Origin of the sequence: Streptomyces aureocirculatus (genome assembly GCF_000720475.1) — a bacterium.
GTDB lineage: Bacteria > Actinomycetota > Actinomycetes > Streptomycetales > Streptomycetaceae > Streptomyces > Streptomyces aureocirculatus.
In genome coordinates, this window is sequence record NZ_JOAP01000005.1 from 96,090 (window position 1) to 120,900 (window position 24,811).

At 72.9% G+C, this 24,811-nt stretch carries 21 protein-coding genes and 1 pseudogene; 14 read left to right on the plus strand and 8 right to left on the minus strand.

The genetic code is table 11. The annotated features are described in order from the left end of the window. Window positions 1-66: 66 nt before the first annotated feature. The 3 genes and pseudogenes from IG78_RS52590 to IG78_RS0105695 form a co-directional block, all read left to right on the plus strand. Window positions 67-177, plus strand: a pseudogene (locus IG78_RS52590) (RNA polymerase subunit sigma); the annotation flags it as partial. A gap of 95 nt (window positions 178-272) precedes the next feature. After that, complete coding sequence (locus tag IG78_RS0105690; RefSeq protein ID WP_078964772.1) at window positions 273-1,127, plus strand: anti-sigma factor; 855 nt, start codon at window positions 273-275, stop codon at window positions 1,125-1,127. Window positions 1,128-1,242: 115 nt separating this feature from the next. Next, on the plus strand, window positions 1,243-1,515 hold the full coding sequence (locus tag IG78_RS0105695; RefSeq protein WP_030560169.1) for a hypothetical protein: 273 nt from the start codon (window positions 1,243-1,245) through the stop codon (window positions 1,513-1,515). 443 nt (window positions 1,516-1,958) lie between these two features. Here IG78_RS0105695 and IG78_RS0105705 read toward each other — a convergent pair whose 3' ends face one another. Genes IG78_RS0105705 through hmgA form a run of 3 tightly spaced genes read right to left on the minus strand, consistent with a single transcriptional unit; the run spans window position 1,959 to window position 5,335 of the window. Beyond that, window positions 1,959-3,155: a type ISP restriction/modification enzyme gene (locus tag IG78_RS0105705; protein ID WP_030560172.1), complete on the minus strand. Its 1,197-nt coding sequence runs from the start codon at window positions 3,153-3,155 to the stop codon at window positions 1,959-1,961. Between the two features lie 49 nt (window positions 3,156-3,204). Further along, entirely contained in the window at window positions 3,205-3,954 is a 750-nt protein-coding gene (locus tag IG78_RS0105710) for a GntR family transcriptional regulator (RefSeq protein ID WP_030560173.1), read from the minus strand. A gap of 52 nt (window positions 3,955-4,006) precedes the next feature. After that, on the minus strand, window positions 4,007-5,335 hold the full coding sequence (hmgA, locus tag IG78_RS0105715; RefSeq protein ID WP_030560174.1) for a homogentisate 1,2-dioxygenase: 1,329 nt from the start codon (window positions 5,333-5,335) through the stop codon (window positions 4,007-4,009). A gap of 148 nt (window positions 5,336-5,483) precedes the next feature. Here hmgA and IG78_RS0105720 point away from each other — a divergent pair, with 148 nt between their 5' ends. The 6 genes from IG78_RS0105720 to IG78_RS0105745 all read left to right on the plus strand — a co-directional run bounded on the left by IG78_RS0105720 (window position 5,484) and on the right by IG78_RS0105745 (window position 14,228). Continuing rightward, window positions 5,484-6,194: a TetR/AcrR family transcriptional regulator gene (locus IG78_RS0105720; RefSeq protein WP_078964762.1), complete on the plus strand. Its 711-nt coding sequence runs from the start codon at window positions 5,484-5,486 to the stop codon at window positions 6,192-6,194. 108 nt (window positions 6,195-6,302) lie between these two features. Further along, window positions 6,303-8,684, plus strand: a complete 2,382-nt coding sequence (locus IG78_RS0105725; protein ID WP_030560177.1) for a molybdopterin oxidoreductase family protein — start codon at window positions 6,303-6,305, stop codon at window positions 8,682-8,684. 122 nt (window positions 8,685-8,806) lie between these two features. Then, window positions 8,807-10,360, plus strand: a complete 1,554-nt coding sequence (locus tag IG78_RS0105730) for a CitMHS family transporter (protein ID WP_030560178.1) — start codon at window positions 8,807-8,809, stop codon at window positions 10,358-10,360. Then, window positions 10,360-11,634, plus strand: coding sequence for an MFS transporter (locus tag IG78_RS0105735; protein WP_030560179.1), 1,275 nt, complete (start codon window positions 10,360-10,362; stop codon window positions 11,632-11,634). Before IG78_RS0105730 ends, IG78_RS0105735 begins: the two co-directional genes overlap by 1 nt. 69 nt (window positions 11,635-11,703) lie before the next feature. Next, complete coding sequence (locus IG78_RS0105740; protein WP_030560181.1) at window positions 11,704-13,092, plus strand: aldehyde dehydrogenase family protein; 1,389 nt, start codon at window positions 11,704-11,706, stop codon at window positions 13,090-13,092. A 50-nt stretch (window positions 13,093-13,142) separates the two neighbouring features. Next, window positions 13,143-14,228 (plus strand): Zn-dependent alcohol dehydrogenase, encoded by a 1,086-nt coding sequence (locus IG78_RS0105745; protein ID WP_030560182.1) that lies wholly within the window; start codon window positions 13,143-13,145, stop codon window positions 14,226-14,228. Between the two features lie 48 nt (window positions 14,229-14,276). On the opposite strand, the gene IG78_RS0105750 is transcribed toward IG78_RS0105745, so the two are convergent. After that, the gene (locus IG78_RS0105750; protein WP_030560184.1) at window positions 14,277-14,927 is read right to left on the minus strand and encodes a TetR/AcrR family transcriptional regulator; all 651 of its coding nucleotides are present in this window, start codon (window positions 14,925-14,927) and stop codon (window positions 14,277-14,279) included. A gap of 87 nt (window positions 14,928-15,014) precedes the next feature. Here IG78_RS0105750 and IG78_RS0105755 point away from each other — a divergent pair, with 87 nt between their 5' ends. Beyond that, window positions 15,015-16,166 (plus strand): acyl-CoA dehydrogenase family protein, encoded by a 1,152-nt coding sequence (locus tag IG78_RS0105755; RefSeq protein WP_030560185.1) that lies wholly within the window; start codon window positions 15,015-15,017, stop codon window positions 16,164-16,166. Window positions 16,167-16,263: 97 nt separating this feature from the next. Then, window positions 16,264-16,911, plus strand: coding sequence for a TetR/AcrR family transcriptional regulator (locus IG78_RS0105760; protein ID WP_030560187.1), 648 nt, complete (start codon window positions 16,264-16,266; stop codon window positions 16,909-16,911). 40 nt (window positions 16,912-16,951) lie between these two features. Here the strand turns inward: IG78_RS0105760 and IG78_RS0105765 are convergent, their stop codons facing one another. Continuing rightward, a complete protein-coding gene (locus IG78_RS0105765) occupies window positions 16,952-17,419 on the minus strand; it encodes a MaoC family dehydratase (protein WP_030560188.1) in 468 nt (155 codons plus the stop codon). Between the two features lie 95 nt (window positions 17,420-17,514). Here IG78_RS0105765 and soxR point away from each other — a divergent pair, with 95 nt between their 5' ends. Continuing rightward, entirely contained in the window at window positions 17,515-17,976 is a 462-nt protein-coding gene (soxR, locus tag IG78_RS0105770; protein ID WP_030560189.1) for a redox-sensitive transcriptional activator SoxR, read from the plus strand. A 257-nt stretch (window positions 17,977-18,233) separates the two neighbouring features. Here the strand turns inward: soxR and IG78_RS0105775 are convergent, their stop codons facing one another. Continuing rightward, window positions 18,234-18,941 carry a 3-keto-5-aminohexanoate cleavage protein gene (locus IG78_RS0105775; RefSeq protein ID WP_030560190.1) on the minus strand — a complete coding sequence of 236 codons (708 nt, stop codon included), beginning with the start codon at window positions 18,939-18,941 and terminating at the stop codon, window positions 18,234-18,236. A 28-nt stretch (window positions 18,942-18,969) separates the two neighbouring features. On the opposite strand from IG78_RS0105775, the gene IG78_RS0105780 reads away from it, so the two are divergent. Next, the gene (locus IG78_RS0105780; RefSeq protein ID WP_030560192.1) at window positions 18,970-19,491 is read left to right on the plus strand and encodes a hypothetical protein; all 522 of its coding nucleotides are present in this window, start codon (window positions 18,970-18,972) and stop codon (window positions 19,489-19,491) included. Window positions 19,492-19,569: 78 nt separating this feature from the next. Here IG78_RS0105780 and IG78_RS0105785 read toward each other — a convergent pair whose 3' ends face one another. Then, complete coding sequence (locus tag IG78_RS0105785; RefSeq protein ID WP_030560193.1) at window positions 19,570-20,178, minus strand: hypothetical protein; 609 nt, start codon at window positions 20,176-20,178, stop codon at window positions 19,570-19,572. Between the two features lie 384 nt (window positions 20,179-20,562). Here IG78_RS0105785 and IG78_RS0105790 point away from each other — a divergent pair, with 384 nt between their 5' ends. Next, window positions 20,563-23,400: a penicillin acylase family protein gene (locus IG78_RS0105790; protein WP_030560195.1), complete on the plus strand. Its 2,838-nt coding sequence runs from the start codon at window positions 20,563-20,565 to the stop codon at window positions 23,398-23,400. Window positions 23,401-23,510: 110 nt separating this feature from the next. Here IG78_RS0105790 and IG78_RS0105795 read toward each other — a convergent pair whose 3' ends face one another. Beyond that, window positions 23,511-24,809, minus strand: a complete 1,299-nt coding sequence (locus IG78_RS0105795; RefSeq protein ID WP_030560196.1) for a hypothetical protein — start codon at window positions 24,807-24,809, stop codon at window positions 23,511-23,513. Window positions 24,810-24,811: the final 2 nt, after the last annotated feature.

Below are 24,811 nucleotides of genomic sequence, written 5' to 3' on the forward strand. Positions count from 1 at the left end.
CTCCACTGCCGCGTCCAGAATTGGCGCCCGGGAGCGGGACCGGTGGGGGGGGAGGGCAGGGACACAGTGGACGCCGACTGTCTGCTGCCACGGGTGGCCCGGGGCGACCAGAAGGTCTTCGAGAAGCTGTACGGCCTGGTCTCCGGACCGGTGTACGGGCTCGCCCACCGGGTCCTGCCCGGCGCCCGGCACCTCTCCGTCCCGCTCGGCACCGTCAAGACGCAACCGCGGGACGGACTGCTGCGGCTGCGCGACTGTCCGGGCGCCGCCGCATGAGACCGGGCGCCGGCCTGTTCGGCCGGATCCGGCAGCACGCGGGCGGCCTGCGCGTCGGCCGCAGCCCGCACTCGCTCGCCGTGCCGTACGCGCTCCACGCCCTCGACCCGCCGGAGACGCGCCGCTTCGAGACGCATCTGGAGCGGTGCCCGCGCTGCACCGACGAGGTGCGCGCGCTCGCCGCCGACACCGTGCGCCTGGCGCGGGCCGCCGCCGTACCGGCGCCGCCGGATCTGCGGGAACGGATCCTGGCCGCCGTGCGCGCCATGGAACAGGAAGCGCCGCATCCGCGGCCGCAGTCGGATGCGCCGCCCGATCCGCAGTCAGCGCCCGTGCCGGGAGTGCGGGGCGGCCGGAGCGCCCCGGTGCGTGTCTGTGCGCCCGTTCTCGCCGCGCTCGCCGCTTCCGCCGCCGCGCTCGCCCTGGTCGCTGCCGGTCTGCTCGCTTTCGCCCTGGTCCGTGCCGACGCGCGGCTCGACGAGGAGAAGGCCGCCGCACGTGAGATCGCCCACGTCCTCGCCGCGCCCGACGCCCGCGCGGCCCAGGCGCGGGACGCGCGCGGGCGCGGTCTCGGGGTCGTCGCCTCTCGGGAGCGACGACAGGCCGTGGTGACCGCCGCCGGTCTCGGCGGCCCGCCCGAAGGCCGGGCGCATCAACTGTGGGTGACCCGCGCCGGGGCGCCGCCCCGCTCGCTCGGCCTCCTCGACGGCGAGACGCCCGTCGTCGCGCACGGTCTCCGTACCAGCGCGGAGTCACTCGCTGTGACCGTTGAACCGGCCGGGGGCTCGTCACGGCCCACGTCTTCGCCGGTTGTCCAACTCACCCTGAAATCAGTTGGATTCGGAGAGTAATCGTCAACCTCCTTGCAGGGAAGGTGAATCCTGTGACCGGGATACACGAGTGTCACGGTGGGGCGATAGGGTTAACCTGCCCTGGGCCGGGTGCCCTCGACGGGTGGGGAGTGACATGGAACAGATAACAGTGCGCAGCAGGGCGAGGGTCCCTGCGATCACTTGTGGGAGCGGCGCGAGCAGTTCGCGCCTCGACCGTCATCTCTCGGTGCTGGGCGGTCCCGCCGTCCCGCAGCGCGAGGCGGCCGAGGCGACGCTGCTGATGCGCGAGCTCACCTCGCGTGACGTCGCGCACGACCGCAGCGGCGGGAGGCGTGCTCGGGTACGCAGGGTCTCGCTGTTCGCACCGCTGCGCAGGTTGCGGCGCTCGCTGTTCGGCAACCACTAGTTTCTGGCGTGGGCGCCGCTGGCATCGGGCCGTGGCGTCCCGCCGTCTCTTCCCCACTCTTCTCTGGCGTGGGCGCCGTCCGCACCGGGCTGTGGCGCCCCGCCGTCCTTCTTCCCACCCACTCGCCCTTTTCCCCCGGCGGGCCCCACGGCCGAGAACTCACTCGGTCCGCTCTGCCTGGCTGAGCCGCACCCGTCCCTTTCCCTACGGGCGGGCCCCAAGGGCCGACAATCCGCTCGGCCCGCCTCCCCGGCTGAGAACCACCTCCCCCCGGCCGTGCCCCGACTCGGCCTCGCGCTGGGCGTTCGCCGCCCGCGTCAGCGGGAACGTGACGCGGACGTGGACCCGCGGCAGCCCCTCGGCGTACAACCTGGCCGGGCTCCCCGGGACGGGTGGGATGCCGTGAGCGGCGGGTGTGGCGGCCCCCGCCCCTGGCGTCGCGCTCACAGCAGCGCGAACTGGCCCCCCGGCCCCTCCTCGTGATGGTCGAGCACGGACGCGGGACGGCGTGCCCACTCCGGTACGGGGAGCACCCCGGCAGCCCGCAGCTCCGCGCCGGTGATCAGGTCGCCGTCCCCCACGGCGAAGGGCTCCTCCTCGGCGAGGAGCGCGAGGACCGTGATCAGTTCCAGGAGCTGGGACGTCCAGGTCTGGGGCCAGACGGCGGGGCGGACGGCCTCCAGGGTGCCCGGCTCCGCGGCGGCCACGCGCCGGTCGAACCACAGCGGGAGCACCCGTACTCCGCTCACCCGGAAGTCCCAGGCCCCCGCGGGCACCGGCGAGACGACCCCGCCGTCGCCCACCAGGAGGGCTTCGTCGTCGGGCGCGTACGCGAGCGCTCCGGGCCGCGCGGGCAGCGGCGAGCGTACGTAGGGCCGCCGCCCGCCCGGCAGCCTGGGCCGCTCACCGCCCGCGCCGCGCACATGCAGCCACCGAAGGCGCCGCCCCGCGGCCACTCCCCGCGCCCACGTCCCGGCGTCGGCGGGCAGCGGCACCGCGCAGTTGGCCGCCGAGGCCCGCGCGGCGGCGAGGACCCACGCGAGGACGTCCTCGGCGGTGACGTCGGTGCCGTACACGGTGGCGAGGAACGGCAACAGGCCGGGGGCCAGGTTGGGTTCGGCGCCGCCGGGGCGCCGGAACAGCGGCCGGATACGGCCGGGCCGCCCCGCGGGCGAGCGTCCGTCGGGCAGCACGGTGGACGCCAGGACCGGGGGGCCCGCGCCGGCGTCGGCGACGTATCCCTGCTCGGTCAGGAACAACTGTCCCTCGCCGAGGACCCGCCACAGCTCGGGCCGTGCCACGTCGATGAGCCGGTGGTCGGGGATGAGCCACTGCTCGTCGAAGGGCCCGTGCAGCACCCGGACGGGCTCGGGACACGGCCCCGCCGCGCGGGCGAGCCGCTCCGTGGCGCCGTCGAAGCCCGGCAGTTGCGCGACGGCGGTGTGCAGGGTCCGCGCCCGGGTGGGCCCGAACAGCGCCTCACGGTCGGCGCCCTCGGCACGGACGAACGCGTCCCACCGTGCCTTCAGGGACGCGGCGTCGGGCCCCATCGGCCACCCGCGCCCCGGCCTGAGCGGCGCGACGGACCACGGCATGAGATCCGCGAGCAGCGGCGCTTCGTCGTGCGTCACGCCCGGCATCGTACGACGGCACCGGGGGTCGCCATCAGGCCGCCGCCGTCAGCCGCCGTCAGGTCGCGTCCAGCGTGACCGTGAAGGAGAACCGGTCCCCCCGGTAGTGGATCCGCACCACGTCGAGGGCCCGCCCGCGGTCGTCGTAGGTGATGCCGGTGTAGTGCAGGATCGGGCTGAGCAGCGGCACTTGGAGGAGGCGGGCCGTCTCCGGGTCGGCGAGGCGGGCCTCCACGGTGTCGGTGATGCGGGAGATCTCCACGCCCACCACGTCCCGCAGGACCTTCGTCATCGGCCACCGCTCCAGGGCGGCGGGGTCGACGCGGTCCGCGAGGTCGGGACGGACGTGGTTGCGGGCGTGGTTGGTGGGCTCACCGGTCTTGGCGTCGCTGCGAAGCCGGTGGTACGTGGCGACCCGGTCCACGTCCGGGAAGTACTCGGCGAGTTCGGCGGGCACCGGCTCCTGCCCGTGGGACAGGAGCTCGGTGTCCATGCCGGACTGCTGGGCCACGATCGCGTCGACGGAGCCCAGCAGCCGCACCGGCGACCCGCGCTGCACCCCGGGCTCGATGAACGTGCCCCGCCTGCGGTGCCTGCTGATCAGGCCCTCGTCCTCCAGCTCCTTGAGCGCCTGCCGCATGGTGAGCACACTGACGCCGTAGTGCCCCGCCAACTGCTCCTCGGTGGGCAGGCGCAGCGGGGCCTCCGGCGCCCGGCCGAGTATCGAGGCACGCAGCGACTGCGACACCTGATACCAGAGCGGCAGCTTTCGGTTCAGGACGATCGAGTCCGGGGCGAAAGCGGTCACGAGCGACTCCGTACTTCCGTAACGACGCGGACAGCGGCCGGAAGTGGGGGTACTACGGCCGGAAATGACGCTCAAGACCCTGCCACACGTCGTCGTAGCCGCGCTGCAGGTGGTCCGCGTTCGCCGCCTGCTCGGTGGCCGTGACCGGCCAGCGGGTCTCGAACATGAACGCGAGGCCGTCGTCGATCTTCTGCGGCTTCAGCTCGGCGGCACTGGCCTTCTCGAAGGTCTCCCGGTCGGGGCCGTGCGCCGACATCATGTTGTGCAGCGAGCCGCCGCCAGGCACGAAGCCCTCCGCCTTGGCGTCGTACGCGCCCTCGATCAGGCCCATGTACTCGCTCATCACGTTCCGGTGGAAGTACGGCGGCCTGAAGGTGTCCTCGCCGACCAGCCAGCGCGGCGCGAACACCACGAAGTCGACGCCCGCGAGGCCCGGGGTGTCCGATGGCGAGGTGAGCACCGTGAAGATCGACGGGTCCGGGTGGTCGTACGAGATGGAGCCGATGACGTTGAAGCGGCGCAGGTCGTACACGTACGGGACGTGGTTGCCGTGCCAGGCGACGACGTCGAGCGGGGAGTGGCCGTAGGTCGCCGACCAGAGGTTGCCGCAGAACTTGTTGACGACCTCGACCGGCCCTTCGACGTCCTCGTACGCGGCGACGGGAGCCTGGAAGTCACGGGCGTTCGCCAGGCCGTTGGCGCCGATCGGGCCGAGGTCGGGGAGCTGGAAGGCCGCGCCGTAGTTCTCGCAGACATAGCCGCGGGCGCTCTCGTCGAGCAGCTCGACGCGGAAGCGGACGCCGCGCGGGATCAGGGCGACATGGCCGGGCTCCGCGCGCAGCAGCCCGAACTCGGTGCGCAGCAGGAGCCCGCCGTGCTCGGGCACGATGAGCAGCTCGCCGTCGGCGTCGCTGAACACCCGGTCGGTCATGGCGGAGTTGGCGTGGTAGAGGTGCACCGCCATGCCCGTGCGCTGGGTGGCGTCGCCGTTGCCGCCGAGCGTCCACAGGCCCGCGAGCCAGTCCGTGCCGGGCGCGGGCGCGGGCAGCGGGTTCCAGCGCAGCCGGTTGGGGTCGGGCACCGCCTCGGTGAAGGGGGCCGTGCGGAGCGCTCCGTTGTCGACGCGTGTGAACGCCGGGTGCGCGGCCGACGGGCGTATGCGATAGAGCCAGGAGCGGCGGTTGTGGGCGCGCGGCTCGGTGAACGCGGTGCCGCTGAGCTGCTCCGCGTACAGCCCGAGGGGGGCGCGCTGGGGGGAGTTGCGGCCGTGCGGCAGGGCGCCCGGCAGGGCCTCGGAGCTGTGCTCGTTGCCGAAGCCGGAGAGGTAACCCAGGCCCTCGGCGGTCTTGCGTGTGTCGTTGCTCGGGTGTTCCCCGCTCATCACAGCTCCCTTGGCTCCCCGGTCAGTGAGGCTGACCCTGAGGCCCGGCCCTGCGGCACGGACCTGATTCCTATGGAGCACCGTAGGATTCGCTTTTTCCCTGCGCAAGAGGATCGATGAAATGTGAACGGTGCTCTACCCTCCCGGGATGCCCGAATCTCCCGGGACGCCCGGCCCGAGCACCCCCGGGCACCGGCCCGCCGCCACCGCCGCCGCCCTGCGCCGCGCCCCCGTCCAGCGCCGCAGCGCCGAGCGCCTGACCCGCATCCTCGACGCCTGCGCGGCGCTCCTGGACGAGGTCGGCTACGAGGACCTGACCACCCGGGCCGTCGCCGAACGCGCGGGCGTCCCCATCGGCTCCGTCTACCGCTTCTTCGGCAACAAGCGGGCGATGGCCGACGCGCTCGCCCACCGGAACCTGGAGCGCTATGCCGAGCGGGTCACCCACCGCCTCGCCGCGACCGGGACGGCCGACTGGCGTACGGCCCTCGACGTGGTGCTCGACGAGTACGTCACCATGAAGCGCACCGCCCCCGGCTTCACCCTGGTCGACTTCGGCACCCAGATCCCCGTCGGTGACCCCGGCGCCGCCCCCAACCACCGCGTCGCCGACCACCTCGCGCGCCTCCTCGCTCCCTACTACCTCGCCCGGCCGCCCGACGCGCACCTCGCCCGGCCGCCCGACGCGCACCTCTCCCGCCCGCCCGGCCCTGCGTTGCGCCGCGCCTTCCTGGTCGCCGTCGAGACCGCCGACGCGCTCTTCCGCCTGGCCTTCCGCGTCGACCCCGCCGGGGACGAGGCGATCGTCGCGGAGGCGGGGGTGGTGCTGCGGGCGTATCTGGCGGGAGTTCTCGACTGACGTGCCGGGGGCGGCGCTCGGCCCTCGCCAGCATGCATACCGGTCGGTACGCTCGCCTTGTCCGCGCGCCGTCGCCACGTTGCCGCCGCTGCCGCCCTGGAGGCCGCCATGCCCCGCACCGCCCCGCGCATCTGCCCCCTCTGCGAAGCCACCTGCGGTCTCACGCTCACTGTCGAAGGCAGCCGGGTGACCGGTGTGCGCGGCGACAAGGACGACGTGTTCAGCCGGGGGTTCATCTGCCCGAAGGGCGCGTCCTTCGGTGCCGCCGACGGGGATCCGGACCGGCTGCGGCGGCCCCTGGTGCGCCGGGGCGGACGCCTTGAGGAGGCGACCTGGGAGGAGGCGTTCGACGCCGTCGCGGCGGGGATCCGGCCAATCGTCGAGCGGTACGGGCCGCACGCCGTGGGCGTCGTGCTCGGCAACCCGAACGTGCACACCATGGCGGGCGCCCTCTATCCGCCGCTGCTGCTCGGCGGGCTCGGCACCCGCAGCCTGTTCACCGCGAGCACCGTCGACCAGATGCCCAAGCATGTCTCCAGCGGGCTGCTCTTCGGCGACCCGCTCGCCATCCCCGTACCGGACCTGGACCGCACGGACCACCTGCTCGTGCTCGGCGCCAACCCGGTCGAATCCAACGGCAGCCTGTGCACCGCACCCGACTTCCCCGGCAGGCTCAAGGCGCTGCGCGCACGGGGCGGCAGGCTCACCGTCGTCGACCCGCGCCGCACCCGTACCGCGAAGCTGGCCGACCGGCATGTGGCGATCCGGCCCGGCGCGGACGCGCTGCTGCTCGCCGCGATGGTCCAGGTCCTCTTCACGGACGGGCTCGTCGCCCTGGGCAGGCTCGACCGGCACGTGACCGGGGTCGAGGAGGTCGCCGACGCCGTACGGGAGTTCACCCCGGAAGCCGTCGAGGACGCCTGCGACGTGCCCGCCGCCACCATCCGGGACCTGGCCCGTGACCTCGCCGCCGCGCCGAGCGCCGCCGTGTACGGACGCGTCGGCGCGAGCACCGTGGCGTTCGGCACCCTCACCTGCTGGCTGGTCGACGTCCTGAACGTCCTCACCGGCAACCTCGACCGGCCCGGCGGCGCCATGTTCCCCCTCGCCGCCACGGACCGCGCACCGCGGCCCGCCGGACCCGGCAGGGGCTTCGCGCTCGGGCGCTGGCGCAGTCGGGCGAGCGGCCACCCGGAGGCGAAGGGCGAACTGCCGCTCGCCGCCCTCGCGGAGGAGATCGACGGCGTGCCCGGCGGGGCGGAGGGGGGTCTGGGCGCTGGGCCCGGCGGGGTGGAGGGGGGTCTGGGCGCTGGGCCCGGCGGGTCCGCCGGAGGACTGGGCGCCGCGCCCGGCGGGGGTCTCGGTGCGAGCCCCGTTCGTGCCGTCGTCTGCATCGCCGCCAACCCCGTCCTCTCCGCCCCCGACGGGGACCGCCTCGACAAGGCCCTGGCATCCCTGGACTTCATGGTCAGCGTCGACCCGTACCTGAACGAGACCGCGCGGCACGCGCATGTCGTCCTGCCGCCGCCCCCGCCCGCGCAGAGCGCCCACCACGCCTTCGCCTTCAGCGCCTTCGCCGTACGCAACCAGGTCCGCTACACCCGCGCCGCCGTGCCCCTGGAGGAGGGCAGGATGGCGGAGACCGAGATCCAGGCCCGTCTGGTGCTCGCCGTCACGGGCCTGCACGGCGCCGACCCGGCGGCCGTCGACGCTCTGGCCGTCCAGCGGGCGCTCGCCAAGGCCGTCACCGAGCCGCACACGCGCGTGCACGGCCGCGACCCCGAGGAACTCGCGGCCCGGCTCACCGGGGAGAGCGGCCCCGAGCGGCGCCTCGACATGATGCTGCGCCTCGGCCCGTACGGCGACGGGTTCGGCGCGGAGCCCGAAGGACTCAGCCTCCGGCGCCTCCTCGACCACCCGCACGGCATCGACCTAGGCCCCCTCACCCCGCGCGTCCCGCAACTCCTCAAGACCCGCAGCGGACACATCGAACTGCTGCCGGGGCCGATCGCCGCCGACATCCCGCGCCTCAGGACCGCCCTGGAGGACGCACGTGCGCGGCGCGCCGCGGGCACGGACGGGGGCGGGCTCGTCCTGGTCGGCCGCCGCCATCTGCGCTCCAACAACAGTTGGATGCACAACGTGCCCACCCTCGTCGGCGGCTCCAACCGCTGCACCCTGCACGTCCACCCCGACGACGCCGCCCGGCTCGGCCTCGACGACGGCGGGCCCGCGCGGGTCGGCGCCGCGGGCGGCGAGATCACCGTACCCGTGGAGATCACCGACACCGTGCGCCCCGGCGTCGTGAGCCTGCCGCACGGCTGGGGTCACGACCGGCCCGGCACCAAGCTGAGCGTGGCCGCCGCCGACCCGGGCGCGAACGTCAACCAGCTCCTGGACGGCACCCTCCTCGACCCGCTCTCCGGCACCGCGGTGCTCAACGGCTTCCCGGTCTCCGTCACCTCGCCACGCCCGGCGGAACTTCGCTGACCTGGAGTTTTGCGCTTATTGCTCGCGCGTCAACATCTTGTTAACGCTGGATCGCCGGTCCTACGGTCATCCGAAACCGCCAGACCTGGTGGGAGTTCGATGGTGAACGTTAGGTAGCCCCCATGCTGACAATCCTCGGATTCGTCATGATCGCCACCTTCCTGGTGCTGATCATGATGAAGAAGATGTCGCCGATCGCGGCACTCGTGCTGATTCCCGCGCTCTTCTGTGTCTTCGTCGGAAAGGCCGCCCACCTCGGGGACTACGTCCTCGAAGGCGTCGGCAATCTCGCGCCCACGGCCGCGATGCTCATGTTCGCCATCGTGTACTTCGGCGTCATGATCGACGTCGGCCTCTTCGATCCGATCGTCCGCGGCATCCTGCGCTTCTGCAAGGCGGACCCGATGCGGATCGTGGTCGGCACCGCCGTGCTCGCCGCGATCGTCTCGCTCGACGGCGACGGCTCCACCACCTTCATGATCACGGTCTCGGCGATGTATCCGCTCTACAAGCGGCTGAAGATGAGCCTCGTGGTGATGACCGGTGTCGCCGCCACCGCCAACGGCGTGATGAACACGCTGCCCTGGGGCGGCCCCACCGCCCGCGCGGCCACCGCCCTCAAGGTCGACGCCGGCGACATCTTCGTCCCCATGATCCCGGCGCTCGCCTGCGGGCTCGTCGCCGTCTTCGTCCTCGCGTACGCCCTCGGCCTGCGGGAGCGCAAGCGGCTCGGGGTGCTCTCGCTCGACGAGGTCCTGACGAAGGAGACGGAGACCGAGACCGAGACGGAGACGGCCGGGGAGACGGTGCTCGTCGGCGCCGGGGCCGGGGGCGGTACGCGCGCAGGTGCGGCGCGGGCGGACCTGACGAAGACGTCGCCGTCCGGCGGGGCGGGTTCCGGAACGGGTGCCGACACCTCCGGCGAGGGCACTTCCGGCGAGACCGCCTCCGGCGAGGGCACTTCCGGTGGAGCCGCTGCCGGTGGAGCCGCCGCCGGTGGGGACGCCCCCGGTGGGGAGCCCGACGACGACGGCTTCCAGGGGCTCGACCCCCACCGCCCCACCCTGCGCCCCAAGCTCTACTGGTTCAACGCCGGTCTGACGGTCCTCCTCCTCACCGCGATGATCATGGAGTGGCTGCCGATCCCGGTCCTGTTCCTGCTCGGCGCGGCCCTCGCCCTCACCGTCAACTTCCCGCACATGCCGGACCAGCGGGCCCGCATCGCCGCCCACGCCGAGAACGTCCTCAACGTCACCGGCATGGTCTTCGCCGCCGCCGTCTTCACCGGCGTCCTCACCGGCACCGGCATGGTCGACTCCATGGCCGACTGGCTCGTCGGCACCGTCCCCGACGGCATGGGCGGCCAGATGGGCCTGGTGACCGGCCTGCTCTCGATCCCGCTCACCTACTTCATGTCCAACGACGGCTTCTACTTCGGCGTCCTGCCGGTCCTCGCCGAAGCGGGCCAGGCGCACGGCGTCTCCACCCTGGAGATCGCCCGCGCCTCCATCGCGGGCCAGGCCCTGCACATGTCGAGCCCGCTCGTGCCCGCCGTGTACGTCCTCGTGGGCATGGCCAAGGTGGAGTTCGGCGACCACACCCGCTTCACCGTCAAATGGGCCGTGCTCACCTCGCTCGTCGTGCTCGGCGCGGGCATCCTCTTCGGCATCATCTGATGCGGCCAGGACGCGGCACCGGCTCCCGGCCGCCCGGCCGGGGCTGGCTGCTGCGTCTCGTCATCGCCTTCAGCTTCGCGCAGGGCGCCGTGTCGATGGCGCGGCCCGCCGTCTCCTACCGGGCGCTGTCCCTCGGCGCCGACGAGCGGGCCGTCGGCGTCATCGCCGGGGTGTACGCGCTGCTTCCGCTGTTCGCCGCCGTGCCGCTCGGCCGCCGCACCGACCACGGCCGCTGCGCACCGCTCCTCCCGGTGGGTGTCGCCCTCATCGCAGGCGGCTGCGCGCTCAGCGGTACGGCGTCGTCCCTCGGCGCGCTCGCCGCGTGGAGCGGGCTCATGGGCCTCGGCCACCTCTGCTTCGTCATCGGTGCCCAGTCCCTCGTCGCCCGGCAGTCGGCGCCCGCCGAACAGGACCGCAACTTCGGCCACTTCACCATCGGCGCCTCCCTCGGCCAGCTCGTGGGGCCCATCGCCGCGGGCGCCCTCATCGGCCCCGACATGGACCGCAGCAGCGCCCTCGCCCTGGTGGCCTCGGCCGCCGTGGCCGCGGCCGCGGTCACCTCGCTGTGGCGGATCGAGTACGTCACCGGGCGCGGGCCGGACGGGGCGCCCCCACCCACGGGGGCGACCGGCGCGCCCGGGTCCGCGGGGCCGCCCCGCACCGCGGCCAAGGTGCCCGTACTCGGGATCCTGCGGGCGCGGGGCGTGCCCGCGGGCATCTTCATCAGCCTCGCCGTGCTCTCCGCGACGGACATTCTCACCGCCTACCTGCCGGTCGTCGGCGAACACCGGGGGATCGCCCCCGCCACCGTCGGCATCCTGCTGAGCCTGCGGGCGGGCGCCACGATCGCCTGCCGCCTGGTGATGACTCCGCTGCTCCGGCTCCTCGGGCGGCGCGCGCTGATCACCGTCACATGCTTCCTCGGCGGAGTGCTGTGCGCCGCGATCGCGCTGCCGGTGCCCGTGTGGGGGCTCGCCGCCCTGCTCGTCCTGCTCGGCTTCTGCCTCGGCGTCGGCCAGCCGCTGTCCATGACGACGGTGGTCCAGGCGGCCCCCGTGGAGGCGCGGTCCACGGCACTGGCCCTGCGGCTCACCGGAAACCGCCTCGGCCAGGTCGCCGCCCCCGCGGGCGCCGGTGCCATCGCGGGCGTCGCGGGGGTGGGGGCGCCGTTCGTGACGCTCGGCGCGCTGCTCCTGGTGGCGGCGGGTCTGGGGCTGCGGCCGGCGCACCCGCTGGGCCGCCCCGACAAGAGCGCCCTGGCGGCAAAAAACTAACGGCGCTAGTTTGGGTCCCCGACGAGTGCCGGACGGCACCCGTGCGCGGTTGTGCTGGGGAGGAACGGGATGAAGGCCCACGACGGGATGTACATCGCGGGCGCATGGCGCCCGGCCACGACGGGGGACACGATCCCGGTCGTCAACCCGGCCGACGAACAGGTGGTCGCCCACGTCCCCGCGGGCACCGCGGACGACGTGGACGCGGCCGTGCGCGCTGCCGGGGCCGCGCTCCCCGCCTGGTCGGCGACCCCGCCCGCCGAACGCGCGGCGAAGATCGGTGCCGTACGCGACGGCCTCGTCGCCCGCAAGGACGAGATCGCCGAGACCGTCACCGCCGAACTGGGCGCCCCGCTCGCCTTCTCACAGGCCGTGCACGCCGCCGTCCCGATCCTGGTCGCGGGGTCCTACGCGGACCTCACGGCCACGTATCCCTTCGAGGAGACGGTCGGCAACTCCACGGTGTACGCCGAGCCCGTGGGCGTCGTCGGTGCCATCACGCCCTGGAACTACCCGCTCCACCAGATCGTCGCCAAGGTCGCCCCGGCCCTCGCCGCCGGCTGCACGGTGGTCCTCAAGCCCGCCGAGAACACCCCGCTGACAGCGCAGTTGTTCGCGGAGATCGCCCACGACGCGGGCCTGCCCGCGGGCGTGTTCAACCTCGTCACCGGCCTCGGCCCGGTCGCGGGCCAGGCGCTCGCCGAGCACGAGGGCGTGGACCTGGTGTCGTTCACCGGCTCCACGGCCGTCGGCAAGCAGATCGGCGCCATCGCGGGCGCGGCCGTCAAGCGCGTCGCCCTCGAACTCGGCGGCAAGTCCGCCAACGTCATCCTGCCGAGCGCCGACCTGGTCAAGGCCGTCAACGTCGGCGTCGCCAACGTCATGGCCAACTCCGGCCAGACGTGCAGCGCCTGGACCCGGATGCTGGTGCACACATCCCGGTACGACGAGGCGGTGGAACTCGCCAAGGCCGCCGCCGCCAAGTACGGCGACCGCATCGGCCCGGTGGTGAGCGAGCGGCAGCGTGCGCGCGTACGCGGCTATATCGAGCGCGGCGTCGAGGAGGGCGCCCGCCTCGTCGCGGGCGGCCCCGACGCCCCGCGCGCGCACGGCTACTACGTACGCCCGACGGTCTTCGCCGACGTCACCCCGGACATGACCATCGCCCAGGAGGAGATCTTCGGCCCGGTCCTCTCGCTCCTGCGGTACGAGGACGAGGCCGACGCCGAAGCCATCGCCAACGGCACCGTGTACGGCCTCGCCGGCGCGGTGTGGGCGGGCGACGACGCGGAGGCCGCCGCCTTCGCCCGCAAGCTGCGGACCGGACAGGTCGACATCAACGGCGGCAGTTTCAACCCGCTGGCGCCGTTCGGCGGTCACAAGCAGTCCGGGGTGGGCCGCGAACTCGGCGCCCACGGGCTCGCCGAGTACCTCCAGACCAAGTCCCTCCAGTTCTGACCGGCTCCTCCACCACCGCCTCCGCCTTCCGCCGCTAGGAGTACGCCATCGTGGTCCGCGTCCGTGCCGCCGTCCTGCCCGCCGTCGGCTCCCCCCTGGAGATCACCGACATCGACCTGCCCGAGCCGGGCCCCGGCCAGGTGCGGGTGCGGCTGGCCGCCGCCGGGGTGTGCCACTCCGACCTGTCGCTGTCCGACGGCACGATGCGGGTGCCCGTTCCCGCGGTGCTCGGGCACGAGGGGGCGGGCACGGTGGTGGCCGTCGGCGAGGGCGTCGGGCAGGTAGTGCCCGGCGACGGTGTGGTCCTCAACTGGGCCCCGTCCTGCGGCCGCTGCCACGCCTGCGAGCTCGGCGAGGTGTGGCTGTGCGGGGACGCGCTCACGGGTGCGGGCACGGTGTACGCGCGGCGGGCCGACGGCACCGACCTGTACCCCGGCCTGAACGTCGCCGCGTTCGCGCAGGAGACGGTGGTCCCGGCGGCCTGCGTGCTTCCGGTGCCGGACGGCATCCCGCTGACCGACGCCGCCCTGCTCGGCTGCGCGGTCCTGACCGGGTACGGGGCCGTGCACCACGCGGCGCGGGTGCGTACCGGCGAGACGGTGGCCGTGTTCGGCGTCGGCGGGGTGGGCCTCGCCGCCCTCCAGGCCGCCCGTATCGCCGGTGCGGCGCAGATTGTCGCGGTCGACGTGTCGCCGCAGAAGGAGGAGTTGGCGCGTGCCGCGGGAGCCACGGAGTACGTGGTCGCCTCCGGCGCCACCGCCCGTGACATCCGCAAGCTGAGCGGGGGGCACGGGGTGGATGTGGCCGTGGAGTGCGTGGGGCGTGCCGTGACGATCCGTACCGCCTGGGAGTCGACGCGGCGCGGTGGGCGCACCACGGTCGTCGGTATCGGCGGCAAGGACCAGCAGGTCACCTTCAACGCCCTGGAGATCTTCCACTGGGGCCGCACCCTGTCCGGCTGCGTCTACGGCAACTCCGACCCCGCCACCGACCTCCCCGCCCTCGCCGACCACGTCCGCGCGGGCCGCCTGGACCTCGCCGCCCTCGTCACCGACCGCATCACCCTCGACGACATCCCGATGGCGTTCGAGAACATGCTGGCGGGCAGGGGCGGACGGGCGCTCGTGGTGTTCTGAGGGTGCGTGGGGCCGGACGCGCCCTTCCCGCCGTACCGGACGCGTCCCTCACCCCGTACGCCGCGCCGCGGGCAGGCGCTCGTACTGGACCGCCAGGCCGTCGAGCAGCGCCCGCAATCCCGCGTCGAAGGCCCTCTCGTCCACGACCTCCTGACGCTCGGCAAGCAGATGCGCCTGCCCGAGATGCGGATAGTCGGCGGGGTCGTACGCGGCCTCGTCGTCGACGAACCCCCCGGCGAAGGACCCGAGCGCGGACCCCATGATGAAGTACCGCATGAGCGCGCCGATCGACGTGGCCTGGGCGGGCGGCCACCCCGCGTCGACCATCGCCCCGAACATCGCGTCGGCGACCCGCAGCCCGGCCGGGCGCCGCCCCGGCCCGCGGGCCAGGACGGGGACGATGTTCGGATGCAGGGTGAGGGCCGCGCGGTAGGAGACGGCCCAGTCGTGCAGCGCGCCGCGCCAGTCCCTGCCGTCCTCGAACATCGACAGGTCGACCTGTGCGCTGACCGAGTCCGCGACGGCTTCGAGGATCTGGTCCTTGGTGCGGAAGTGGTTGTAGAGCGAGGGCCCGCTGACGCCGAGTTCGGCGGCAAGCCTGCGGGTGGACAGCGCGGGAAGGCCCTCGGCGTCCACGAGGGCGCGCGCCGCTTCGACGATGCGATCTCGGCTGAGGAGGGGCTTGCGCGGTCGGGCCATGCGGCACATAGTAGGGCTGCCACCAGAAACTAGCAGTGCTAATTTATGTCCGGAAGTACGTCCGGAAGCGAACGTGGGGTGCCCGCGATGGACCTGGAGCTCAGTACGGAGCAGGAAGCCGTCAGGCGGCTCGCCGAGGACTTCGTCGCGCGCGAGATCACCCCGCACGTGACCGCCTGGGACCGTGCCGAGAGTGTCGACAAGTCGATCGTGCGGCGCCTCGGCGACGTCGGGTTCCTGGGGCTGACGATCGACGAGGAGTACGGCGGCTCGGGCGGCGACCACCTGGCGTACTGCCTGGTGACGGAGGAGCTGGGGCGGGGCGACTCCTCGGTGCGCGGGATCGTGTCCGTCTCCCTCGGCCTTGTCGCCAAGTCCGTCGCGGCCTGGGGGAGCGAGGAGCAGAAGCGGCGCTGGCTGCCGGGGCTCACCTCGGGTGAGTACATCGGGTGCTTCGGGCTCACCGAACCCGGCACCGGCTCGGACGCGGGAAATCTGGCCACCCGGGCGGTCCGTGACGGGGACGCGTACATCGTCAACGGGTCCAAGATGTTCATCACGAACGGGACCTGGGCCGATGTGGTGCTGCTCTTCGCGCGCACCAACGACGCCCCGGGCCACAAGGGCGTCTCCGCCTTCCTCGTGCCCACCGAATCCCCGGGGCTGACCCGCAGGACCGTGCACGGCAAGCTCGGACTGCGCGGGCAGGCCACCGCCGAGCTTGTCCTCGACGATGTGCGGGTGCCCGCCGACGCCATGCTGGCGGACGAGGGCAAGGGGTTCTCGGTCGCGATGTCGGCCCTCGCCAAGGGGCGGATGTCGGTCGCCGCCGGGTGCGTGGGCATCGCCCGTGCCGCCCTGGACGCGGCCGTCGCGTACGCGGGGGAGCGTGAGCAGTTCGGCAAGAGCATCGCCCGGCACCAGTTGGTGCAGGAGCTGATCAGCGACATCGCCGTGGACGTCGACGCCGCCCGGCTCCTCACCTGGCGGGTCGCCGACCTGATCGACCGGGGCCTGCCGTTCGCCACCGAGTCCTCCAAGGCCAAACTGTTCGCGTCGGAGGCCGCGGTGCGCGCGGCGAACAACGCGCTCCAGGTGTTCGGCGGCTACGGCTACATCGACGAGTACCCGGTGGGCAAACTCCTGCGCGACGCCCGCGTGATGACCCTCTACGAGGGGACCAGCCAGATCCAGAAGCTGGTCATCGGACGGGCGCTCACCGGGGTGTCCGCCTTCTGACCGCCGCGATGTGGCCAGCCACGGAAGGGCACGCTTGCCTAAGCGCTTGCTCACCCTCAGGGTAGGGTGTCTGTCCTGATCGGTGGAAGGAGCACGCATGGGTGCGGCGAAGGAGACCCTCGGCGAGGAACAGCCGTGGGCCGAGGTCAGTCCCGATGCGGCGAGGCGGCTGCTGATCGCCGCCGTGGAGGCCTTCGCCGAGCGCGGCTATCACGCCACGACCACCAGGGACATCGCGGGCCGCGCCGGTATGAGCCCCGCCGCGCTCTACATCCACTACAAGACGAAGGAAGAGCTGCTCCACCGCATCAGCAGGCTCGGGCACGACAAGGCGCTCGACATCCTGCGCTCGGCCGCCGACGGCGAGGGCACCCCGGCCGAACGGCTCTCCGCCGCCGTACGCTCCTTCGTCCGCTGGCACGCCGGACACCACACGACCGCCCGGGTCGTGCAGTACGAACTCGACGCGCTCAGCGACGAGCACCGCACCGAGATCGTGGCGCTGCGCAGGCAGTCCGACGCGGCGGTGCGGGAGATCATCAACGACGGGGTGCGGGCGGGCGAGTTCGACGTGCCCGACGTGCCCGGCACCACGCTCGCCGTGCTCTCCCTGTGCATCGACGTGGCCCGCTGGTTCAACGTCGAGGGGCGGCGGACGCCGGACGAGGTCGGCGCGACGTACGCCGACCTCGTGCTGCGGATGGTGGGGGCGGTGCCGCCGGGCGGGGCCGCGCCGCAGAGGTAGCCCCAGCCCCGAAGTAACGCGTCAGCCGTTCAGGACTGGTTCAGAAGTAGTAGCGGGACACCGACTCCGCCACACATGCGGGCTTGTCGCCACCGTCCTCGCGCTCCACGGTCACGCGCGCCGTGACCTGGACGCCGTCGTCCTTGGTCGGCTCGACCGCGGCGAGCACCGCGGTCGCCCGCACCCGCGAGCCCACCGGCACGGTGGCGGGGAAACGCACCTTGTTCGTACCGTAGTTGAGGCCCATCCTCATACCCTCGACCCGCATCACCTGCGGTACCAGGGCGGGCAGCAGGGACAGGGTCAGATAGCCGTGCGCGATCGTCGTCCCGAAGGGGCCCGCGGCCGCCTTCTCCGGGTCGACGTGGATCCACTGGTGGTCGCCGGTGGCGTCCGCGAACAGGTCGACGCGCTTCTGGTCGATCTCCAGCCAGTCGCTGTACCCGAGCTGCTCGCCGACCGCGGCGCGCAGTTCGTCGGCTGACGTGAAGATCCTCGGCTCTGCCATGCCCCGGCCTCCCGGATGTAGGTGTACTAAGCGCTTGCTCAGCATGCGGGGTGGCGCCGACCGCTGTCAACGGACCAGCCAGTAGGCTTCGATGAGTGCCCCAGATCCCAGAGAAGATCCACGAACTCACCGTCGGCCAGTTGGCCGCGCGCAGTGGTGCGGCGGTGTCCGCGCTGCACTTCTACGAGACCAAGGGACTCATCAGCAGTCGGCGTACCTCGGGCAATCAACGGCGCTACCACCGTGACACGCTGCGCCGCGTCGCCTTCATCCGTGCCGCCCAGCGGGTGGGGATTCCGCTCGCCACGATCCGGGACGCCCTCGCGGAGCTGCCCGAGGGGCGCACGCCCACGCGTACGGACTGGGCCCGCCTCTCCGAGACCTGGCGGACCGAGCTGGACGAGCGCATCACGCAGCTCGGACGGCTGCGCGACCACCTCACCGACTGTATCGGCTGCGGCTGCCTGTCCCTGGAGACCTGCGTCCTGTCCAACCCCGACGACGTCTTCGGCGACCGCATCATCGGCTCCCGCCTCCTGGGCGAACGCCGCACCTGACGCCGCCCGGGGGCGACGCACTCTCCTTGGCTGCCGCCGGCGTGGGGGGTGTGCCTCGTACGAGGGGTGCGGGTGGTACGCGCCGGCGGACGGCATGTCCTGGCGGGCGGCGTTCGCTCGCGCGGGCGGCACGCTTGTGTGCGGCACGTGCCTTGCGGGGATCTGCGCCTGCCGCGGGCTGCCCTGCGGGCCTGCGGCTCCTCCCGCCCACCCCGGCCGAAGCCGTCGCCCGGCCCCCGGCGACGGGGCGGGCCCCCTCAGAGCCCCAGCCTCAGCGCCGCCGTCACCAACTCCGCGTTGGAGCCCGCCCGGCGGCCGTCCGGTAGGTGGAGGGTGTCCTCCAGGCCGATGCGGCGGGACAGGTGCAGGCGGGTGGCCAGGGTGAGTACGGGCCAGGTGCTGCCCTCCTCGCCGTGCAGGAGTACGGGGCGGCCGTGGGCGGTGCCGATGGTGGTGAGGAGGTGGCGGGCCGTGGCCTCGGCTGTGGCCGGGTCGGGGTCGGTGACCTCCGCGAGGACCCGAAGGACCCGCGGCCCGAGCGGCGACGCGGCGAACCGCGCGGCGCCGTCCGTGCCGGACCAGATGCCCGCCTCCACGCCGACCCCGCGATCGAGGAGGGCCCGCGCGAGCTCCTCCGCGCCCGGCTCGTGCCAGTTCACGGACGCGTGGTCGGGCAGCACCGTCCACTCCCGCACCTGTGCGACACGCGCCGCCGGGTCGGGTTCGGCCCACGCGCCCGTCGTCACCCCCACGGTCACGCTGACGGCGGCACGCACCGCTTCGAGCGTCGCCGCGACCGCTCGGGGCGCCACGGTGTCTTCCCCACACGGGGTCTTGGGGTGTACATGGACATCGAGTGCGCCGACGGCGGCCGCCTCCGCGGCCGCCGTGGCGAGCGCTCCGGGGGACAGCGGCACGGCCGCGCCGTCGTCCGCGCCCCTGGCGCCGTTCAGACATACCTGCATGACGTCATCACAGCACGGGGGAGGCCACATGAGCATCGCGGTTTGTTCGTTGAAGTGGGAAGCGGCCCGCAGTGGACGCCAGAAGATCGTCTACGACAGTGACGGGTACCACCTGGTGCGCTTCCCCTACGTCCACGGCGAGGAGCAGTACGACCCCTGGCACATGCACGACCCGGGCCGCGGCGGCACCACCACCCCGTCGAAGTTCCCCGACGCCCGCTCCGGTCTGATCTGGCCGAGCCACGACGGGTGGGGCACCCTGACGGCGCTGGTCTTCTGGGAGCCGGACAGCAGGCCGACGGAGTACCGCTCGCGGTTCGTGCGGGACCCGCTGAACCTGTCGACGGGGTACAACTCCACGGCGACCACCGACTCCGTACCGACTCGCGGAGGGCAGTACCGCGCGTACTCCTGGCAGATGTTCGTGCACCCCGGAACCCCGGTGGGCCTGAAGGTATCCGCACGCGGCCCGGGCGACGTGAAGATCGCCGCGCCGCTGATGCTCGCCGAGTTCAAGCTGGCCATCCAGACGGACGTCGTCAGACCCTGAGGCACCCGCGGCCCCGGCTCACCACGGCAACGGCGGCCTCACCACATGACCGGCGGCCTCACCACATGACCGGCGGGCTCACGCGGAGACCAGCGTGCGCGAGCGCCGCCTACGGGACTGCCGCACCGCCTCGGGGGTGAGGACGGGGGCGGGCACCACGATGCCGCAGCTCGTGCAGACCGGGCCCGACGAGGGTTCGTGGGCCAGGCCGTAACGCCACTCCAGGTCAGGCTCGGCGCACACGGGGCAGACGCCGTCCGGGTCCCGTTCGAGGGCTGTGATGAGTTTGCGCAGTACGTCGGCGAGCGGCGCGGACGGATGGACGCCGGGGTCGTCGCACCAGGCGACCCCGTGCCCGCCCCATGTGCAGCGGTGCCAGTCGTCGACGCTGCCGGGGCGGCGAAGCCCGTCGTGCTTCTCCTTGCGGCGGCGGCGCGCGAAGCCCTCCTCGTAGGCGAGCCAGACAGCGCGGGCCGCCTCCAGTTCGTCGAGCGCGGCCACGAGCCGCGCCGGTTCGGGCGACCGGTCCTCGGGACCGAACCCCGCGCGGGAGCACAGATGGTCCCAGGTCGCCCGGTGGCCATAAGGGGCGAATCTCTCCAGGCACTTGCGCAGTGAGTACCGCCGCAGCGCCAGATCGCTGTAAGGATCACGCACCTGTCTCGCGAGACTCCGGAATCCGGCCATCGCCCTGCACCTCCGTCACCCGATCTCGGTCGTCGCCCGGGGCTCCGTGCCGGTGGATCCCGCGGACAACGAGTAGACGTATCGACTCGCGTTTTGGTGCCATCCGATTTTCGGTGGCTTCCTCGATCGCGTGCCCCGCAGGCCAACGGTGATGCATGAGAAGGCGCGACATGGCCGGGAACGGAGGTGCCGGACCGCAGGTCGTGGGGACAGGGAGCAGGCGCCGTGTGGCGGTTGTGAAAAGGCGACGGTTGTTCACCTTTCAGGTTCGTCAACTCGACAGTAACCTCCGCCCCGACGGCCTTCCGAAGCACTCATGGCCGGCCGGTGGCACTCATGGCGGCCGGCACCCATGGTCATCCGCAGGACCGGAGGAGCGCACCCATGCGACGACGCACCGCACGGCTCAGAACCCTCACCATGTCAGCGGCCCTGGCCCTCGGGGCCTCCCTCCTGCTCGCCCCGGGCCCCGGCGCCGCCGCGGCCGAGCCGCCGCCCGTCACCGACTACTGCGGCGACAACTGCGCGGACATCCTGCCGCCCGGCGCGAACGGCAACGCCACCCTCGCCGAGATACTCAGCCACCGCGTCCTCGGCACCAAGCCCCCGCACGCCGACGACCAGTTGGGTCCCTACGACGCGCTCTCGTCCGGTTATCCCGGGCTCACCGACGAGAAGCTGACCGAGTTCTTCAACGACGCCTCCTTCGGCGTCGAACCCGGCCAGGTGGCCTCCGTCACCAAACCGCGCGACGACGTCACGATCACCCGCGACAAGAAGTACGGCATACCGCACATCCAGGGCACCACGCGGTACGGCACCGAGTTCGGCGCGGGCTTCGCCGCCGGACAGGACCGGCTGTGGCTCATCGACCTGTTCCGGCACATCGGCCGCGGTCAACTGACCCCGTTCGCGGGCGGCGCCCCCGCCAACCAGGGACTTGAGCAGCAGTTCTGGCCGCAGGCCCCGTACACCGAACAGGACCTGGAGCGGCAGGTCGACTACATCAAGTCGGCGCAAGGAGAGCGCGGCAAGCAGGCCATGGAGGACGCGCAGGCCTACGTCGACGGGCTCAACGCCTACCGCGTGAAGTCCAAGAACGGCCGCTACTTCCCCGGCGAGTACGTCCTCACCGGCAAGATCGACGCGATCACCAACGTCGGCGAGATCGAGCCCTTCAAGGTCACCGACATGATCGCGCTCGCCTCGGTGGTCGGCGGCCTGTTCGGCAACGGCGGCGGGGGCGAGGTCGAGTCCGCGCTCTCCCTGCTCGCGGCGCAGCAGAAGTACGGCGTCGAGAAGGGCTCCGAGATCTGGGAGACCTTCCGCGCCCGCAACGACCCCGAAACCGTGCGGACCGTCCACGACGGCACCTCCTTCCCGTACGCGGGCAAGCCCGAGAAGGCCCGCGGCACCGCCCTGCCCGACCCGGGCTCGGTGGCGCGCGAACAGCTCGTGTACGACCGTCAGGGCGGTGCGCGGAGCCCGGACCGGGCGGCGAAGGACCCGGTGCGGGCGCCGGAGAGGCTGAAGCCGCTACAGGGCATGTTCGACGACGGCGTGCTGCCCGCCGACCTCTTCGGCGGCGCGGCGGGCGACCCCGCCCACCGCAAGGGCATGTCCAACGCCCTGATGGTCTCCGGCGAGCACACCGCGAGCGGCAACCCGGTGGCCGTCTTCGGCCCGCAGACCGGCTACTTCGCGCCCCAGCTCCTCATGCAGCAGGAGCTGCAAGGGCCCGGCATCAGCGCGCGCGGCGTCTCCTTCGCCGGGGTCGGCATGTACGTCCAGCTCGGCCGCGGCCAGGACTACGCGTGGTCGGCGACGTCCGCGGGACAGGACATCACGGACACCTACGCCGTCGAGCTGTGCGCCCCCGGCGGCGGCGCCCCGGCCAAGGACGCCACCCACTACCTCTACCGGGGCACGTGCACCCCGATGGAGAAGCTGGAGCGCGAGAACGCGTGGAAGCCGACGGTCGCCGACTCCACCCCCGCGGGCTCCTACCGCATGCAGGTCCTCCGCACGAAGTACGGCATCGTCACGCACCGCGCGACCGTCGACGGCAAGCCCGTCGCGTACGTCTCGCTGCGCTCCACCTACCGCCACGAGGCCGACTCGATCATCGGCTTCCAGATGCTCAACGACCCCGGGTACGTCAAGGACGCCGCGTCGTTCAAGAAGGCCGCCGAGAACATCTCCTACGCCTTCAACTGGTTCTACGCCGACTCGCGTGACACCGCGTACTACAACAGCGGCGCCAACCCCAGGCGCGCCAAGGACATCGACCCGTCCTTCCCGGTGCACGCCCGACAGGACCACGAATGGCAGGACTTCGACCCGAAGGACAACACCTCGGCGCAGACACCTCCCGCCGAGCACCCGCAGTCGGTCGACCAGGACTACTACATCTCCTGGAACAACAAGCAGGCCAAGGACTTCAGCGCGGCCAGCTTCGGCATGGGCGCCGTGCACCGCGGCGACCTGCTCGACGACCGGGTGCGCGAGCTCGTGAAGCAGGGCGGCGTGACCCGCGCCTCGCTCACCCGGGCCATGGCGGAGGCCGCCGTCACCGACCTGCGGGGCGAACAGGTGCTGCCCGAGCTACTGAAGGTGGTCCGCGGCAAACCGGTCCAGGACCCGCAACTCGCCAAGGCGGTCGAGCAGTTGGAGGCGTGGCGGAAGGCGGGGTCGCAGCGCAGGGAGACCGCGCCGGGCTCGCACGCCTACGCGCACCCCGACGCCGTGCGCATCATGGACGCCTGGTGGCCGCTGCTCGTCGATGCCATGTTCAAGCCGGGGCTCGGGGACGGCCTCTACGGCTCGCTCACCGCGCAACTCGGCGTGGACGAGGCGCCGTCCGCCGGGCACGGCCCGACCGGCGCGCACGCCGGTTCCGCCTTCCAGTACGGGTGGTGGGGCTACGCCGACAAGGACCTGCGGACCGTGCTCGGGCAGCCCGTCAAGGGCTGGACCAAGGACGCGTACTGCGGGGGCGGCGCACTCGACGCCTGCCGGGACGCACTCATCGGGACCCTCGCCAAGGCCGCTGCCGAACCGGCGTCGAAGGTCTACCCCGGCGACGCGAGCTGCAAGGCCGGTGACCAGTGGTGCGCGGACGCCGTGATCCACCGGGCGCTCGGCGGCATCACGCACCGGGCCGTCCAGTGGCAGAACCGGCCGACCTACCAGCAGGTGGTGGAGTTCCCCCGGCACCGGTGAACGGACCGGTGCGCCGGAATCCGTGAACGGACCGGTGCGCCGGAACCGGTGAGCGGACGGCCGCGTGGGCTCCCACCACCCGCGCGGCCGTCAGTGGCTGTCAGCGGCTGTCACCGGCCGTCAGCGGCTAGGGCGATCCGGCCCGCGGCACACACGGTGCGTGCCAGTTCCTCGTGACAGATGTCGCTGTGCGCGCCGTTGGGCGCCCCGCCGCGCCGCACCACGGCCGCGGCGTCCACGCTCACGCAGCCGCGGGCCGGAAGGGCGGCGCCGAGCCCCACCCTGCGGGCGCCGTCGACGGCCTTGATCCCGTCGAAGCCGAGCGCGCCCCACCGCTCCCACAGACCGAGGAAACCGCAGGAGTCCCCGGCCAGCTTGGAGGCGAGCGGATAGAGCCGCCCGAGCGCGTCGTCATGACGCGAGTAGCAGCACACGAGCGGGCCGTCGATCCGTCTCGGCACCCTGTGCAGCGCGCCGCCGCGCGACCGGTCGTGCGGCAGCCTGCCGCTGAACGCGTAGTGCGAGAAGGCGCCCTGGAGCAGCGTCACGGACTTCACGCAGCGCGCCCCGGCAGGCATCCCCTGCACCCCGTACGACACCAGGCGGGCCCCGAAGCTGTGCCCGACGAGGTGCACCCGGATGTCCGGCACGTCACCGGCGAGCAGACCGAGGGCGGGGCCGAGGCCAAGGCGGCCGATGGCACCGGCCCGTCGCTTCATCGCGTAGTACGTGGCCTGGCGAAGGAGTTCCTTCGCGCCCCGCCACAGCCGCCCAGGCGCCCCGCCGAGGAACTGCCGTCCCTCGCGGTCCTCCAGCATGGCGAGGAACACCTCGCAGACCTCGACGGCGTCGTCGGTGAGCATGGCGGGCTCGCCGCCGCCGATGTCGTGGCCGAACTCGTGCGCCGGGCTCGGCTCGCGCACCGCCACCAGGTCGCGCACGATCCGCACGAACTCGTCGAGGCGGGAGCGGACCGCGGAGCGCTCCTGGAGCAGCAGGCCGAGGCGGTCGATGCGGGCCGCGTCCGCCGGGCCGGGGAACACCCTGGCGAGGAGGTGGAGGGTGGGCTCGTCGAGCGCGACGTCGTCCGGGTCGCGGACGGGAGCCGGGGTGGCCGCGCGGGGTGTCGCGGACGGCTCGAAGTCGGGGATCGGCTCGTCGGGGAAACGGCTCGCGGGCCACAGGACGCCCGCGTAGCCGAGGCGCACCCCGGAGCCCGCGAGCCGGGCGAACGGCGTGAAGAACCTGCGGTACAGGTTCCGGGCCGTCCGCAGGTCGTTGTTCCAGCCGTGCGCGAACACCAGCAGATCGGTGACGCGCTCCCGCTCCGCTCCCGAGAGGAGCCGGCCGCGCTGTGCGGCGTCGACGTCGCCGTCGGAGTCAAAGGTCAGTTCCCAGTAGGGCTTCACGC